The 15403-nt window shown below is 66.6% G+C and carries 13 protein-coding genes; 5 read left to right on the top strand and 8 right to left on the bottom strand.

Annotated elements, in window-relative coordinates; all coding sequences use genetic code 11:
• Positions 1-5: 5 nt before the first annotated feature.
• Positions 6-941, bottom strand: coding sequence for a cysteine synthase A (gene cysK, locus ACZ46K_RS08970; RefSeq protein WP_054810293.1), 936 nt, complete (start codon positions 939-941; stop codon positions 6-8).
• A 130-nt stretch (positions 942-1071) separates the two neighbouring features.
• On the opposite strand from cysK, the gene ACZ46K_RS08965 reads away from it, so the two are divergent.
• Positions 1072-1548, top strand: coding sequence for a VOC family protein (locus ACZ46K_RS08965; RefSeq protein ID WP_054806628.1), 477 nt, complete (start codon positions 1072-1074; stop codon positions 1546-1548).
• Between the two features lie 78 nt (positions 1549-1626).
• On the opposite strand, the gene ACZ46K_RS08960 is transcribed toward ACZ46K_RS08965, so the two are convergent.
• From ACZ46K_RS08960 to ACZ46K_RS08945, 4 genes are all read right to left on the bottom strand, one after another.
• On the bottom strand, positions 1627-3459 hold the full coding sequence (locus ACZ46K_RS08960; RefSeq protein WP_464747737.1) for a phosphoenolpyruvate carboxykinase (GTP): 1833 nt from the start codon (positions 3457-3459) through the stop codon (positions 1627-1629).
• Positions 3460-3733: 274 nt separating this feature from the next.
• Positions 3734-4084, bottom strand: coding sequence for a DUF6802 family protein (locus ACZ46K_RS08955; protein ID WP_054806629.1), 351 nt, complete (start codon positions 4082-4084; stop codon positions 3734-3736).
• Positions 4085-4162: 78 nt separating this feature from the next.
• Positions 4163-5593, bottom strand: coding sequence for a hypothetical protein (locus ACZ46K_RS08950; RefSeq protein WP_464747735.1), 1431 nt, complete (start codon positions 5591-5593; stop codon positions 4163-4165).
• On the bottom strand, positions 5590-6144 hold the full coding sequence (locus ACZ46K_RS08945; RefSeq protein ID WP_464747733.1) for a hypothetical protein: 555 nt from the start codon (positions 6142-6144) through the stop codon (positions 5590-5592). The genes ACZ46K_RS08950 and ACZ46K_RS08945 overlap by 4 nt, the downstream gene beginning before the upstream one ends.
• A 205-nt stretch (positions 6145-6349) precedes the next feature.
• Between ACZ46K_RS08945 and trmB the strand changes: the two genes are divergently transcribed.
• The 3 genes from trmB to ACZ46K_RS08930 are packed head-to-tail and all read left to right on the top strand — an operon-like array spanning position 6350 to position 11112.
• A complete protein-coding gene (gene trmB, locus ACZ46K_RS08940) occupies positions 6350-7132 on the top strand; it encodes a tRNA (guanosine(46)-N7)-methyltransferase TrmB (RefSeq protein WP_464749273.1) in 783 nt (260 codons plus the stop codon).
• Entirely contained in the window at positions 7129-7821 is a 693-nt protein-coding gene (locus tag ACZ46K_RS08935; protein ID WP_054807612.1) for an NYN domain-containing protein, read from the top strand. Before trmB ends, ACZ46K_RS08935 begins: the two co-directional genes overlap by 4 nt.
• Positions 7822-7830: 9 nt before the next feature.
• A complete protein-coding gene (locus tag ACZ46K_RS08930; RefSeq protein WP_464747731.1) occupies positions 7831-11112 on the top strand; it encodes an MMPL family transporter in 3282 nt (1093 codons plus the stop codon).
• Positions 11113-11181: 69 nt separating this feature from the next.
• On the opposite strand, the gene ACZ46K_RS08925 is transcribed toward ACZ46K_RS08930, so the two are convergent.
• The 3 genes from ACZ46K_RS08925 to macS all read right to left on the bottom strand — a co-directional run bounded on the left by ACZ46K_RS08925 (position 11182) and on the right by macS (position 13721).
• Positions 11182-11832, bottom strand: coding sequence for a DUF1707 SHOCT-like domain-containing protein (locus ACZ46K_RS08925; protein WP_054805391.1), 651 nt, complete (start codon positions 11830-11832; stop codon positions 11182-11184).
• A gap of 85 nt (positions 11833-11917) precedes the next feature.
• Complete coding sequence (locus ACZ46K_RS08920) at positions 11918-12541, bottom strand: LuxR C-terminal-related transcriptional regulator (protein ID WP_054805393.1); 624 nt, start codon at positions 12539-12541, stop codon at positions 11918-11920.
• Between the two features lie 10 nt (positions 12542-12551).
• Positions 12552-13721, bottom strand: a complete 1170-nt coding sequence (gene macS, locus ACZ46K_RS08915; protein WP_464747729.1) for a MacS family sensor histidine kinase — start codon at positions 13719-13721, stop codon at positions 12552-12554.
• 170 nt (positions 13722-13891) lie between these two features.
• Here macS and ACZ46K_RS08910 point away from each other — a divergent pair, with 170 nt between their 5' ends.
• On the top strand, positions 13892-15367 hold the full coding sequence (locus ACZ46K_RS08910; protein WP_464749272.1) for an adenylate/guanylate cyclase domain-containing protein: 1476 nt from the start codon (positions 13892-13894) through the stop codon (positions 15365-15367).
• The last annotated feature ends 36 nt before the right edge of the window (positions 15368-15403 follow it).

Raw genomic sequence — 15403 nt, 5'->3', positions numbered from 1 at the left:
GACGATCAGTCCCGAATGTGCTCGAACAGCGGCGTCGAGATGTAGCGCTCGCCGAAGTCGGGCACGACCACGACGATCAGCTTGCCTGCGTTCTCGGGGCGCTTGGCGACCTCGAGAGCGGCCCACACGTTCGCACCGGCCGAAACGCCGCCGAGGATCCCCTCGTCGGTGCCGAGCGCGCGACCGATCTTCACGGCGTCGTCGAACTGGACGTCGATGATCTCGTCGTAGATCTCGCGGTCGAGGACCTCGGGAACGAAGTTGGCGCCGAGGCCCTGAATCTTGTGCGGGCCGGGGTTGCCACCGGTGAGGATCGGCGAATCGGCAGGCTCGACACCGATGATCTGGACACCGGGCTTGCGGGCCTTGAGATTGCGGCCGACACCGGTGAGCGTGCCACCCGTGCCGATACCTGCGACGAAGATGTCGATCTCGCCGGCGGTGTCGTTCCAGACCTCTTCGCCGGTGGTGTCCTGATGGATCTGCGGGTTGGCCGGGTTCGCGAACTGGCTCGCCGACACCGCGTTCTCGGTCGACTCGACGATCTCCTTCGCCTTCGCGACTGCACCGGCCATACCCTCGGAGCCCGGGGTGAGGACGATCTCGGCACCGTAGGCGCGGAGCATGACGCGACGCTCGGTCGACATCGTCTCGGGCATCGTCAGGATCACCTTGTAGCCGCGGGCTGCGCCGACCATGGCGAGCGCAATGCCGGTATTGCCGGACGTGCCCTCGACAATCGTGCCGCCGGGCTTCAGCTCACCGGACTTCTCGGCGGCGTCGATGATCGCCACGCCGATGCGATCCTTGACACTGTTGGCCGGGTTGTAGAACTCGAGCTTGGCAGCGACAGTTGCGCCGAGGCCCTCGGTCAGCCGGTTGAGCTTGACGATCGGGGTACGACCGACGAGCTCGGTGACATTGTTGTAGATCCCGCTCATAGCTGATCCTCTCCCGGCCACCAAGGACCGGCTGTGGTGTGCGATATACCTATTGCATCATGTTGCCCACGACGCACCATGTCGGGTTCCTTCAATACAGGTACGACCCTCAGGTCCAACACTGGGGAGCATGACGAATTCCGTGAATCCCATTCCCGAGGGTTACACCACCCTCACTCCGTTTCTCGTCGTCGACGGGGCCGCGAAGGCCATCGACTTCTACTGCGACGCGTTCGGGGCTGCACTCGTCGACCGCACCGACGGTCCCGACGGCTCCGTCGCGCACGCGGAACTCGATCTGGGCAATGGTCGCATGCAGTTGAGCGACCCCATCCCGACGATGGGCCTGCACGCCCCGGACGGAACGAACGACGTGAACCACTCGTACGTGCTGTACTGCGCCGACTCCGACGCGGTCTTCGCGCGGGCCGTAGAACTCGGCGCACACGTCTTCGAAGAGCCTTCGACGTTCGTCACCGGCGACCGGTTCGCGACGATCCTCGACCCGTTCGGACACCGGTGGGCGATCATGACCCGAGTCGAGGACGTCTCCCCCGACGAAGCGAAGCGGCGCATCGACGAATGGCTGGCCTCGCAGAGCAGCTGAGCTGCATTTCGCACCCGAGACGCCGAATGCCCCGCCCGGACTGAACCCGGCGGGGCATTCGTGGTGTCGTTCGATCGATCAGCCGAGGCGCTGCTTCAGAGCCTCGAACTCGTCGCGGATGCCCGAGGGCACCTTCTCACCGAGGAATTCGAACCACTCGGCGATGCCGTCGATCTCGGCCTTCCACTCGTCGACGTCGACCTTCAGGGCCTCGTCGACGTCGGCGGCGTCGACATCGAGTCCGTCGAGGGTCAGGTCGGCTGCGGTCGGCACGTAACCGATGGCCGTGGACTGGGCGTCCGCCTTGTGCTCGATGCGATCGACGATCCACTTCAGCACGCGAGAGTTCTCGCCGAAACCGGGCCACAGGAAGCGTCCGTCGTCGCCGCGGCGGAACCAGTTGACGTAGAAGATCTTCGGGAGCTTGGACTCGTCGGCGTTCTTGCCGAGGTTGATCCAGTGGTTCAGGTAGTCGCCGGCGTTGTAGCCGAGGAACGGCAGCATCGCCATCGGGTCGCGGCGAACGTTGCCGACCTTGCCTTCGGCAGCAGCAGTCTGCTCGGACGACAGGGTCGCGCCGAGGAAAGTGCCGTGCTGCCAGTCGAACGACTCGCTGACCAGCGGAACCGTCGTCTTGCGCCGCCCGCCGAACAGGATCGCGGAGATCGGCACACCCTGCGGGTCGTCCCACTCGGGGGCGAGGATCGGGCACTGCGACATCGGGGTGCAGTAGCGCGAGTTCGGGTGAGCGGCCTTCGTGTCGGACTCCGGGGTCCAGTCGTTGCCGAGCCAGTCGGTCAGGTGCGCGGGCTTCTCGCCACCGATGCCCTCCCACCAGATGTCACCGTCGTCGGTCTTCGCGACGTTGGTGTAGATGGTGTTGCCTGCCTCGATCGTCGCCATGGCGTTCGGGTTGGAATCGGCGCTGGTACCCGGCGCGACACCGAAGAAGCCGAACTCGGGGTTCACGGCGTAGAGACGGCCGTCCTCGCCGAAACGCATCCACGCGATGTCGTCGCCGAGGGTCTCGGCACGCCAGCCCGGGATGGTCGGCTGGATCATCGCGAGGTTCGTCTTGCCACACGCCGACGGGAACGCTGCGGCGACGTAGTACGCCTTGTTCTCGGGCGAGATCAGCTTGAGGATCAGCATGTGCTCGGCAAGCCAGCCCTCGTCGTGAGCCATCGCCGATGCGATGCGCAGCGAGTAGCACTTCTTGCCGAGCAGAGCGTTGCCGCCGTAGCCGGAGCCGTAGCTCCAGATCTCACGGGTCTCGGGGAAATGGGTGATGTATTTCGTGTCGTTGCACGGCCACGCCACATCCTGCTGACCCGCCTCGAGCGGCGCACCCACCGAGTGCAGCGCCTTGACGAACGGACGGTCGGTGCCCATCTTCTCGAGCGCAGCGGCACCCATGCGGGTCATGATGCGCATGGAGACGACGACGTACTCCGAGTCGGTGAGTTCGACACCCAGCTTCGGATCATCGGCGCCCAGCGGGCCCATGCAGAACGGCACCACGAAGAGGGTGCGGCCGCGCATGCTGCCGCGGTACAGCTCGGTCATGGTGGCACGCATCTCGTCGGGCGCCATCCAGTTGTTGGTGGGGCCCGCGTCGATCTCGTTCTCGCTGCAGATGTACGTGCGGGACTCGACGCGCGCAACGTCCGACGGATCGGAGTTCGCAAGGAACGAGTTGGGCTTCTTCTCGTCGTCGAGACGAGTGAAGGTGCCGGCCTCGACGAGCTGAGCAGTCAGCCGATCCCATTCCGCATCGGATCCGTCTGCCCACACGACACGATCGGGCTGGGTGAGCTCGGCAACCTCCTGGACCCACGCAAGCAGCTCCGCATGCTGGGTCGGGAGCTTGTCGTCGGTACCGTTCAAACCGGGAATGGTGGCTGAGGTCATCAAACTCTCCTGGGGTGTGCCCGGAACCGGATCCCTCCCCCGACCTGCATCTGTAGTGCAGTGACAGCGGCGAACCCGGGCTTCCCCTCTCGGCAGGGGTACCACCCGCTTCGTCCGTGGCCGAACGGAGGACGCGGGCGCCGGATGTCCTATTCATAGAGGTTAACGCTGGACGTCCGGCCGGGAACACTCGGGGCCGGTCGGAAATGTCACAGAAACGATTCAGAGGCGTGGAGAATACATCCCTCCTCCGTGCTCGTACAGGCGATACGCCTCACTTGTGCTCGGTTGTGTGACTCTCGTCCACTCCGATCGTACCTTCGTCGATCCTGTCCCATCCGGGTGTTCCGTCGGGTTTGCGGTGGAACTCCCAGACACCGAATTCTCCGTCGTCGGCGACAGCGGTGAGCCGGTCGGTGAGACCGTCGAGATCGGTGTCGGTGGCCACGACGAGCGCACCGAGCCCGTTGTCGAAAGCGACGGTGTCGCGGATCCCGTCGCCGTCGAGGTCCGTCGTCGCGTCCACCGAGTTCGCCCATACCGCCGTGCTCGCGGGATCGAACACGTCGAAGCCGCCGAGATGCTGGTCGCCGAGCCCGTCGGCCCCGAGGAATGTGTCCGCCATGCCTGCTCCTGAGATCGGTTCTGCGGTACTTGTTCTGCAGTGCTTGTTCTGTGGTGTTCGTTCTCTCGAGCCGTTCCCTCACCCGATTGGACGCACCGGATCCCCGATCGGTTCCGCCTGTCTCAACATCGCCAGATCCCGTTCACACGCCGCGATGCGGGCGCGCTGTTCCCCGATGCGTCGACGGATCCGTTCGTCGATCACTGCCACCCGCTCGTGCAGGTCGGCAGCGCGTGCGCGCTCTCGCGCGGCAGTGTCGTGACCGAACGCCGATTCCGCGTCGAACACCATCGTGCGGACCCACGCCTCGAGGTCCGCGCGAAGCGAGGTCAACTCGTCCACGACCCACCGCCGCATCAGATCACGGTGCGCCAGCTGTCTGCGCAGACGAACGAGCCACCACGCGGCCATCGCCCCACACATGACCGTCACCAGCACCGACACCGACACCGGGATCGCTCCGAGCATGGTGGCCACGATGCGGCCGAGGCCCGCACCGGCAGATGCCCCCAACACGAGCGCGAGGCGATCGTCGAGGCGACGGCCGGGCACCTGTGGAATGGGAGCCGGTCCTACCATCGGCGGCTGCGCCACAACTCCGAACCTGTGCTCGACGCCCGCAGCGACCTCGTCCCGGAGGCGCTGTGAGTGCGCGGTCAGCAAAGTCTCCACGTCTCGCGGGTGGGCGGAGCCCTCGTCGAGCATGCCGCGCAACTGCACCGACGTCTCCCGCGCTCGCACAGCGAGTTCCTGTGTCAATTCCACCCGGGCTCGAGGGAAGTCCGGGCGGGGTGCGGAGCCGACCGGTCGCGTCGCGAGACGTGCACGCTCGGCACGGAGATCCGCGGTGTCGTCGGCGGCCGAGAGCGCAGCGATCTCCTCGACGATCATGCTGCGGGTCTGCGCGACCACCGCGCTGCGCGTCGTCCGACCGTGCGCGGATGCTGCCACCGCCGCAAGGAGCGCCTCGTGCACACTGACGATCCCCGACTCGAGTGCGAGCACCCGACCGGCATCACGACCGAGATCACGTGCCCGGGCTGCAGCGACGGCCGACACCGGGATCACCACGACGCGCGCGAGGCACGGTGCGTGCCGATGCAGCAGTTCGATGTCGCGGTCGCTGATCGACCGCCATTCCGGATAGCGATCGATGCCGGTGAACGCGAACACCACGTCGGCCGCGCCGCGCGCCGCCGCGTCGAGTTCGTCCAGTTCGGTGCGACCCAGAACCGACGACGCGTCGAGCACCATCAGCACCACCGGAGCGTCCCCGTCCTCGGTATATTCGACGCCTCCGAGTTCTGCGAGTTCGGCCGTGAGCGCGGTGCGGCCCGATCCCGCCACTCCCGCGACCCGCACCACTGCCGTATCTGGGTCGACTGCCGTACCTGGATCCACGGCCGTACCTGGGTCCACGGCCTTACCTGGGTCCGCGGCAGACGATCGGTGCAGCCGTGCCCACCCACGCGGATTCCAGCGACGCAGGACGTCGTCGGCGCTGCTCACCGGACCGGAAACCCTGGGACGGCAACGTCCTCGAGTGCTGCTTCGATCACGCCCCGTGCCTGCGGCGACGCGGCGATCCGCGTAACTGCGCGCACGAAATCCTCGAATCGCCTGGAGTGGGCGCCGTCGACACGGTCGGTGATCGTCGTGTCCAGGTACGGATCGTCCTGCACGAACACCGGCACCGTCAGGCAGGGGACCGGGGTATCCCCCGCGACCACCACGACGACGCGACGAGGATCGAGCGTCTCGAGAGTCCGCTGGTCGGCGGGATGCACCGATGCCGGATCGAGCCGGGTGGGCAGCACGTAGACGACGACATCGGCGTCGAGGACGGGATCGGGAACACCCGGGGCATCGACGACAGCGGACTCCGACGCACAGGGCAGCTCGGGCAGCGCGCGCTGCACATCGTCGCGTCCGACACCTGCGCGCCCCGCGACCTGGATCCGCAACGGCGCGGTATACCGGGCGAGCGCAGAGTGCAGCGTGCGGCCGGCGGCCGGATCCAGCCGATCCACCTCACCGGCGAGCCGGTGCCACGCCCCCACATCCGCATACTGCGAGCCCGAAGACCCCGAGCCCGAAGACCCCGAGCCCGAAGACCCCGAGCCCGAACATTCTGTCCTCGACTCCCCCGCCATGACCCCCCGATCGTTGCGACGGATTGTGCCAGAGGCCACGCCCCCGACAAGTCCCGAGCGTGATATCGGGGACTCTCATCCTGAGAAAACCCTGTGGTCACACCGGTCACTCCTGCCACGCACTCTCCCGATACGTGACAATGGTCGGGTGAACCACGCCGATCAGGACACGACCGACACGCTCGAAGAGCATCAGTCCAGGGGGAACCGCCTGTACCCGCGGGTGACGAGCTTCCGCTCCCGTCGAGGAGCGCTCACCGATCCGCAGCAGGATGCATGGGACCGCCGCTGGCCCGAACTCGGTCGCGATGTCGGAGACGATCTCCTCGACACCGACGCATGGTTCGGACGCTCCGCACCCCTGGTTCTCGAGATCGGCTCCGGAACCGGAACCGCCGCTGTCTCGATGGCACAGGCAGAACCGCACGTCGACCTGATCGCCGTCGAGGTCTACCTGCCGGGTATCGCGCAGACGCTGCAGCGGATCGAGCGCACCGCCGGCACCGACGCGCCCGTATCCAATCTGCGGATTCTGCGCGGCGACGCAGTCGAGGTCCTCGAGCACATGGTCGCGCCGGAGTCACTGACCGGCGTGCGGGTCTTCTTCCCTGATCCGTGGCCGAAAGCACGGCATCACAAGCGCCGACTGCTGCAGCCCACGACATTCGCCCTGATCGCGAGTCGGCTGAAGCCGGGCGGCGTGCTGCATGTCGCGACCGACCACGCCGAATACGCGGAGTGGATCCTGGAAGCCGGTAACGCCGAGCCGCAGCTCACAGATGTGACGTGGGAGTCTCCGATCAGCCACGAACGGCCGGTCACGAAGTTCGAAGACAAGGCTCACCAGGTGGGCAGCCGCATCGCCGAGATGGTCTGGGGGAAGATCGGAGCATGAGCGTCCATGAAGAAGTGTCCGGTGTGACCGACCCTCCCGTGATCGACAGCACCGAGCGACCCGGGCGTGTCCTGCTCGTCTGGGATGCACCGAACCTCGACATGGGCCTCGGCGCAATCCTCGGCGGTCGCCCGACGGCCGCCTACCGGCCTCGGTTCGACGCCCTGGGCCGCTGGCTTCTGGGCCGCACGGCAGACCTGTCGCGCAACCGCACGTCGCCCCTCGAGGCAGAGGCGACGGTCTTCACGAATATCGCGCCGGGCAGCGCCGACGTGGTGCGCCCCTGGGTGGAAGCTCTGCGTAACGTGGGCTTCGCGGTGTTCGCCAAGCCCAAGATCGACGAGGACAGCGACGTCGACTCCGATATGCTCGAGCACATCGAGCTGCGGCGCAGCGAGGGCCTCGCCGGTGTGATGGTTGCATCCGCCGACGGGCAGGCGTTCCGGGAACCTCTCGAGGAACTCGCCGCAGCCGGCGTCGCAGTGCAGGTGCTCGGCTTCCGCGAACACGCCAGCTGGGCGGTGACCTCCGAGATCCTCGACTTCGTCGATCTCGAGGACATCCCCGGTGTGTTCCGTGAGCCGCTGCCGCGAGTCAGCCTCGAAACGCTGCCAGACGAGGGTGCGTGGCTGCAGCCTTTCCGACCGCTTTCAGCCCTTCTTGCGGGGCGCAAGAGCGTCGCCGAATAGGAGATTTACGTGTTCGACCGTTGGGGAGAGCTCGTCGTCCGCGCGCGTTTCACCGTCATTGCGGTGATGGTCGCGGCGTTGCTCGGGCTCGCCGGGTACGGCCTGAGCCTGAACGACCATCTCAGCCAGAGCGGCTGGGACGACCCCGGCTCGGAGTCCGTCACGGCCGCGAAGCTGGCCGATGGCACGTTCGGCCGCGACACCAACGGCGACGTCCTGGTGCTCTACACCGCGCCCGAAGGAACGACGGTCGACGACCCCGAGTTCACGACGACCGTCGTCGACAGCCTGAACACGATCATGGCCGAGCATTCGGACAAGATCCTCAAGATCAACGGGGCGTACTGGCCCACCGACGCTGCCCCGGCATTGCCTGCCCTTTCCGACGCGACCAAGCAGCACGGAGTGGCATCGATCGCGATCGCCGGCGACAACGACACGGAGATCGCGAACAACTTCCGCGACGTCAAAGACGTGTTCTACATCGACGGGGTCGACGTCTCGCTCGCCGGACTACAGCCGGTCACCAACGCGCTCAACGACACGATGGCCAACGACATCAAGCGCATGGAGATCCTCGCGATCCCCGCGGTCGGGGTCCTGTTGTTCTTCGTCTTCGGTGGTGTCGTCGCCGCGGCATTGCCGCTGATCACCGGTGGCCTGACGGTCATCGCTGCCAACGGCATCGTTCGCCTGATCACCAACTTCACCGAGGTCAACTCGTTCGTCGCACCCGTGGTGTCGCTGATCGGGCTCGGTCTGGCGATCGACTACGGCCTGTTCATGGTGTCGCGGTTCCGAGAGGAACTCGCCGAAGGCTACGAGACTGCCGCTGCGGTGCGCCGCACCGTCATCACGTCCGGGCGCACCGTCGTGTTCTCGGCAACGATGGTGATCACCAGTCTCGGCGGCCTGTTGCTGTTCCCGCAGGGCTTCCTCAAGTCGGTGGCCTACGGTGCGATCGCGACCGTGTCGCTGGCTGCGGTGACGTCGGTGACGGTACTCCCCGCCATCCTCGCCATCCTCGGTAGGCGCATCGACAAGTTCGGCATGAAGAAGTTCGGCCAGATCCAGTCGAACGAGCAGATCGAGAACAGCTTCCTCGGCCGCCTCACCCGCTGGGTGATGCTCAATCCGATGAAGGTGACCATCCCGACGGTCATCGGTCTGTTGCTTCTCATCACTCCGCTGACCGGCATCAAGTTCGGCGGCATCAACGAGACCTACCTTCCGCCGGGCCACGTGACCCGCACCGCGCAAGCACAGTTCGACGAGCTGTTCCCCGGCCAGCGGACCGAGCCGGTCAAGCTCGTCGTCCGGGGCGCCGAGGGCGGCGACCTCAACAAGATCATCGAGACCGGTAGCGCTGCACCCGGGCTGGTCGAGAAATTCTCCATCGAAGGTCCCGCGAAGGACGGTGTCCGCGTCCTCAAGGCCGGTCTCCTCGATCGCAACATGACCGCCGACACCATCGACTACCTGCATTCCGCGTCGTGGCCCGACGGAGTCGAGGTGTACGTGGGCGGAACCCCGGCGATCGAACAGGACTCGATCGCGGCGCTCCTCGACACGTTGCCACTGATGGTCGTGTTCGTCGTGGCACTCACGACCCTGCTGATGTTCCTGGCGTTCGGGTCGCTGGTACTGCCGATCAAGGCCGCGCTGATGAGTGCGCTCGGGCTCGGCTCCACCCTCGGCATCCTCACGTGGATATTCATCGACGGTCATGGCGCGAGCCTGCTGAACTTCACGCCCGGTCCCATCATGTCGCCGGTGCTCGTGCTCATCATCGCGATCATCTACGGCCTGTCGACCGACTACGAGGTGTTCCTGCTCTCACGCATGGTCGAGGCCAGATCGCAAGGCGCGAGCACCACCGAATCCATCCGTATCGGCACGGCCCATACCGGTCGCATCATCACCGCCGCGGCACTGATCCTCATCGTCGTCACCGGAGCGTTCGCATTCTCCGAGCTCGTGATGATGAAGTACATCTCGTACGGCATGATCGCGGCGCTGATCATCGACGCGACCGTGATCCGCATGTTCCTCGTCCCCGCTGTGATGAAACTGCTCGGCGACGACTGCTGGTGGGCGCCCGCATGGATGAAACGGATCCAGGAGAAGGTCGGCCTCGCCGAGCCGATCCTGCCCGACGAGCTGATGCCCGAGGATGTCCCCGAGCTCATCACCGTCGGCATGTTCGGGCCCTCGACGATCACGGCAACGGGATCACACCGGTTCCCGAAGGGCATGTTCGGCGATGCCGAGGGCGCGAACGACATGATGACGCAGCCGATGCCCACGATCGCTGCACCGCGCCCCGCCTCCGAGCAGCGCCGCACACGCGACCTCCCGCCTCCGCGCCGGTCGCAGGGGCGTCCGCCGGTACCCCGCCAGCCGAGCCAGCCGGGCGGACCGCCGCCGCGCGGCGGCGCTGGGATTCCGCCGCGCCGCGACGACCAGGTTTCCGCACCGATACGGCGCGGACGGCCGGGCCGGCCGCCCCTTCCGCCCCAACAGCAGGGTCCGGGGCAGCACGGTCCGGGGCAGCCTCCGCTGCCTACCCGCGGAATGCCTGCGCCCGGCAACGCGAGTGGTCCGCTCCCCCGCCGCGAGGCGGCAGGACCGCAGCAGCCGGCTGCACCGCGACAGCAGGGGCCTGCGCAGCACGGACAAGGACAGCCGTCACAAGCATCCCCACCCGCACAGCAAGGTCCTGCACAGCCCCCGCGCGAACAGCCGCCGACCGCGGCGATGCCTCCACTGCCGCGTCGACAGCGTGGATCGGTACCTCCACCGCTTCCGCGCACGGACGTGCGTCCTCAGGCCCCGACGGGCAACACCGGCGAGAACGCTCAGGCAGGCGCAGGACATCCCGGCTCTACACCGGGGCAGGCTCCTCGACCGCAGACTCCTGATCCTCGACCCCCGGCCGATCGAACACAGGCTGCTCAACCCCAAGGTCGTGATCCGCAGGCAATCGAGAGCTGGCTTTCGCAGATGCGGCGGGCACCGTCCACCCCCGGTCGTAATCCCGAGGCGCCACAGCAACCGGAAGCACCGCAGCAACCCGAGTCGCAGGGCACGAACAATCCCGCCCAGAACGATCCCGTCCCGAACAACCCTGAGGACAGGCCTGATCTGCCCCGACGCGACGACCGCCGTCGGCCGCCTCCGAGCCGGGATTCACGAGGACCCGACACCCAGAGCCGGCGCCACGGCGCCGGCGACGATGACGCTCAGACGATCAGCGTCAGCGAGCTGATCGCCCGGCAGCGTCGTTCATAAGAAGCGTCGTTCATAAGAAGCGTCGTTCATAAGAAGCGTCGGCCGTAGGACGGGTCACCGTAGGACGGGTCAGGTCCCCCGAAGGAACTTACGCAGTCGCGCACCCATCGGGTGCGCGACTGTCAGGCTCCCCGCGCGCATCTTGCCCGTCACCACCAGATGCAGCGGGCCGTACGGGGCACCCGCGCCCACCTTCGAAACCGCCGACGACGCAATGGCTTCGAGGCCGTTGATGTCGGCGGTCGCCTCCATCGGCACCACGATGCTGATCGAGCTGAGATAGTCGCTGACCTCGATGCGCACGACCTGCGTTTGCATCACCGCCTCGGTGAAGTCGAGCGACACCGACGATGCCACGGTGTCGAGCTGCAGCACCGGCGGCACCTCCCAGCGACCCTTGCGCGCGATCGTCGACATCCTGCCCTTGAGAACGGTCCCTGTACCTGCCGGGTACATCGGCGCAGCGGCTGCGACCACGTGCGGCTCGTATGCCCGCGCAGGCGGAAACTGCGGCTGCTGCTGGAACTCCGGGCGCATCTGGATACCGGGCAGGTCGATGAGCACCTGGTTCAGATCACCGCGGGTCTTCGCGGCGAGCACGGTGTCCATCCGTTCGGTGAATTCACCGAGTGACAGCATGCCCTGGCCCACTGCGCGCTGCAGTAGTTCACCCACGTGTTCACGTTCTGCGTCCGAAACTCTGAGATCCTTCGGGTCCATGGCGACCACTCTAGAGTCGTCGGCGCACGATGCAGCGTCCAGAACTCGTAATGCACTGTCCAGGAACTCGAGATGATTCCGAACGTCAGTCCAAGCCCTGTTCGATCGCGTATCTGGTCAGTTCCACCCGATTGGCGAGCTGAAGTTTGCGCAGCGTCGCCTGCACATGGTTCTCGACGGTGCGGTGACTCAGCACCAGGCGCGACGCGATCTGTTTCGCCGACATCCCCTTCGCGACGAGTCGAAGGACCTCGGTTTCGCGGTCGGTGAGGGTCGGCACCGACGACTCACGCAGTCTCGACACCGACAGCTTCCGGTACTCGCCGAGCACGAGCCCCGCCAGACCGGGCGTGAACACGGCCTGCCCCGCTGCGGTCTTGACGACGGCTTCGACGAGTTCCGCGGCCGACGCGCTCTTCACCAGATACCCGGACGCCCCGGCCTTCACCGCACCGAGCACATCGGCGCGTTCCGCTGACGCAGACAACACGAGTACCCGCGAGCGCGGCGACACCTCGAGAACCGCGCGGGTCGCGTCCGTTCCGCTGCCGTCGGTCAACGACATGTCCATGAGGACAACGGTGGGTTCGACCACGGCCCGCGCTCGGGCCGTCCGCACACTGTCGGCTTCCGCCACCACGAGGAAGCCTGCTTCCTCGAGGTCGCGGGACACGGCGGTGCGCCAGATGGGATGGTCGTCGACCACCATCACGGTGATCTCAGCCATGCGTTTCCTCCTTGGGGACGCGAATCTCCCATTCGGCGCCTTCGCCGGGCGCGGTCTCGAGTTCGGCTATGCCGCCGAGCCACCGTGCCCGACCGACGATCGATTTCGACACACCGAGACGCCCTTGCGCAGATGCTTCGGCCAGCCGTCCGGATTCGATGCCGACGCCGTCGTCACGAACGGAGAGGACGATCTCGTCGCCGAGGTCCTCGAGCAGCACGAAGGCCCTGGCACCTGGTCCGGCATGGCGCTCGACGTTGTCGAGGGCGGTGGTCGCGAGCGCCACGAGCTCACCCGCGCGCAGCCGGTCCATCACGATGGGATCCGCGGGCGCCGCGACGGTGACGTCGCCGTCGACCCGCACACGCAGCATTGCGGTCAGGTCGACGTGCTGCCCGCCTCGATCGACCTCGGTGTCCTGTTCCGAGATGAGGCGGCGCAATGCCTCCTCCTGTTCACCGGCCATCTGTGCGAGTTCGGCCCGATCGACACCGAGTCCCGAGTCCTCGTCGCCGCGACGCTGCACTAGCGCGAGCACTTGAAGGACGCCGTCGTGGACCTGCCGGGCGAGCCGGTCGCGCTCTTCTGTGGCCGCAGCGATCCGCATGGCCTCCTCGAGCTGACGGTGCGCCGTCCGCGCGGTTCTCATCGCGAATCCCATCGCGACACCGCATGCGACGAGGACTGGCGCGGTCGCGTCGGCCCACAGGTCGAGGTTGACCTGGTCGCGCACCACTGCGCTGACCGCGGCCATCACGATCGCCGAGGTGATTCCGGCAAGAGGGCCGGCGAAGAGTGCGGCGGAGATGACCGCGTTGGCGACCCACAGAGTGGTGGGCATCGTCTGATGATGGCTGTACCAGTCGTGATCGGAGATCAGCCGGGTCGACGCCATCAGTGCGATCGCCGTGATCTGGTCGACCGCGACGACCACCGGGCGCCCGCGAGGTCCGCGTGAGAGGAGCAGCGCCGAGGTCAGCGACCACACCACGAGCACGACGATGAGGATCCAGCTCAACCCCTCGTCGGTGTAGTGCTGGACGGTCGAGAAGTGCGAACTGACCGCGTAGACGACGGTGACCAGCCGGAAGACCTGGGCGGCGCGCCACAGCGGAGCGTCCGGATCTGCGGTCCGCGAGAGCCCGGGTATGGATTCCACCATCTCCGTGTCCCTCGCCTTCGTCGTCACTTTTTCGGTGAATCCAACCACTCGGTGACCCTCTAGTGCGACCACAAGGTCATGTGACCGTCCGCACAGTGGTTTGATTTGAAGTCGTGTTGAGGTCATATCGAGCAGTCGCGGCGACTTTGCGGAGTCGCTGGCCGCTCTACATGGTTTCGATGGGCGCCTCGAATCTGTTCGGCGCCATGCTGGTGTTCGCGTTCGTCCGGTACGGCCTGCCGATCGAGGAGTCGGAGAACATCATCGCGGACAGGGTCCGCAATTTCGCCGTCTTTGCCGTCTACCTGGCGTTCGCGGGGGTCGTGAGCCTGAGCGCGGCAGCGTTGATGCTGCGGTCCGTGGTGCGGTGGCAGTTGCGCGGCGGTCCGCCGACCCGGTCGGAGCAGATGGCTGCCCTGCACGCACCCCTCCGGCAGGCGGTCGTGCACCTCGTGCTGTGGCTGCTCGGCGGGGTGCTGTTCGTGTTCCTCACCGCGGAGGAGATGCCGTCGCTCGCGATCACCGTCGCGATTACCGTCGCGATGGCCGCGACGAGCACGTTCGGGTTCACCTACATGCTCGGCGAACGCATCCTACGGCCGGTGGCCGCACGCGCCCTGAGCGAGGGCCGTTTCGATCGGACCATGGCGCCCGGCGTCGGTACCCGTCTGGCGATGACCTGGGGACTGGGCACCTTGATGCCGGTCGCCGGGATCGTGCTGCTGTGCGTCACGCAGCTGACCACCGACAACGAATTCGGATCCGATGCGCTCGCATGGTCGGTGCTGGCGTTGGCCGTGATGTCGATCGGGCTCGCGCTCGTGCTGTCACTGCTGACGTCGTCGCAGATCTCCGACCCCATCAAGCAGCTGCGCTGGGCCATCGAACGCGTCCAGCGCGGTGCGTCCGGGGTCCAGGTCGAGGTGTTCGACGGTAGTGAGATCGGTCGGCTGCAGGTGGGCTTCAACCGGATGATGTCGGAGTCGGACGAGCGTCGACGGTTGCGCGAACTGTTCGGTCAGCACGTCGGCGAGGACGTCGCGCGCCGGGCCCTGCAGTACGGCACCGAACTCGGTGGTGAGACGCGCTACGTCGCCGTGTTGTTCGTCGACATGGTGGGCTCGACGGCCACCGCGGCCGAGCGACCCCCGAACGAGGTCGTGGAGTTGCTCAACGAGTTCTTCCGGGTGGTCGTCGACGTCGTCGACAAGCACCACGGGTTCGTGAACAAGTTCATGGGTGACGCCGCGCTGGTGATCTTCGGCGCACCATTGGATCGTCCCGACGCCCCCACCGCCGCGTTGGCTGCGGCGCGCGAGCTGCGGTTCGCGCTCAACGAGATCACCGGGCTCGACATCGGTATCGGGGTCTCTGCCGGACTGGCGGTGGCCGGGAACATCGGTGCCGCGGAGCGCTTCGAGTACACGGTGATCGGCGACCCGGTGAACGAGGCGTCGAGACTGACCGAGCTGGCGAAGATGCGTCCCAGCCGGGTGCTCGCATCGTCGAGTGCCCTGTACTTCGCGGACGACGATGAGCGTGGTCATTGGGAACTGGGCGACGAGGTCCAATTACGCGGACGGGGGCGCATGACGCACCTTGCTTGGCCCGTTCGATCTCCCGAACCGGCCTCTACCGACAGGTAACCATACGACCGTGTCGACGGCGTTCGATACGCTGGC

The sequence above is a fragment of the Rhodococcus sp. JCM 9793 genome (assembly GCF_055380405.1).
The sequence above is the reverse complement of the archived record's forward strand: the minus strand, read 5'-3'. Positions and strand labels throughout refer to the sequence as shown.

Bases quoted from the DNA above. Each gene is read 5' to 3' on its own strand.
- cysK (WP_054810293.1), bottom strand. From the start codon at position 941: ATGAGCGGGATCTACAACAATGTCACCGAGCTCGTCGGTCGTACCCCG.
- ACZ46K_RS08965 (WP_054806628.1), top strand. From the start codon at position 1,072: ATGACGAATTCCGTGAATCCCATTCCCGAGGGTTACACCACCCTCACT.
- ACZ46K_RS08960 (WP_464747737.1), bottom strand. From the start codon at position 3,459: ATGACCTCAGCCACCATTCCCGGTTTGAACGGTACCGACGACAAGCTC.
- ACZ46K_RS08955 (WP_054806629.1), bottom strand. From the start codon at position 4,084: ATGGCGGACACATTCCTCGGGGCCGACGGGCTCGGCGACCAGCATCTC.
- ACZ46K_RS08935 (WP_054807612.1), top strand. From the start codon at position 7,129: ATGAGCGTCCATGAAGAAGTGTCCGGTGTGACCGACCCTCCCGTGATC.
- ACZ46K_RS08925 (WP_054805391.1), bottom strand. From the start codon at position 11,832: ATGGACCCGAAGGATCTCAGAGTTTCGGACGCAGAACGTGAACACGTG.
- ACZ46K_RS08920 (WP_054805393.1), bottom strand. From the start codon at position 12,541: ATGGTGGTCGACGACCATCCCATCTGGCGCACCGCCGTGTCCCGCGAC.
- macS (WP_464747729.1), bottom strand. From the start codon at position 13,721: ATGGTGGAATCCATACCCGGGCTCTCGCGGACCGCAGATCCGGACGCT.
- ACZ46K_RS08910 (WP_464749272.1), top strand. From the start codon at position 13,892: ATGGTTTCGATGGGCGCCTCGAATCTGTTCGGCGCCATGCTGGTGTTC.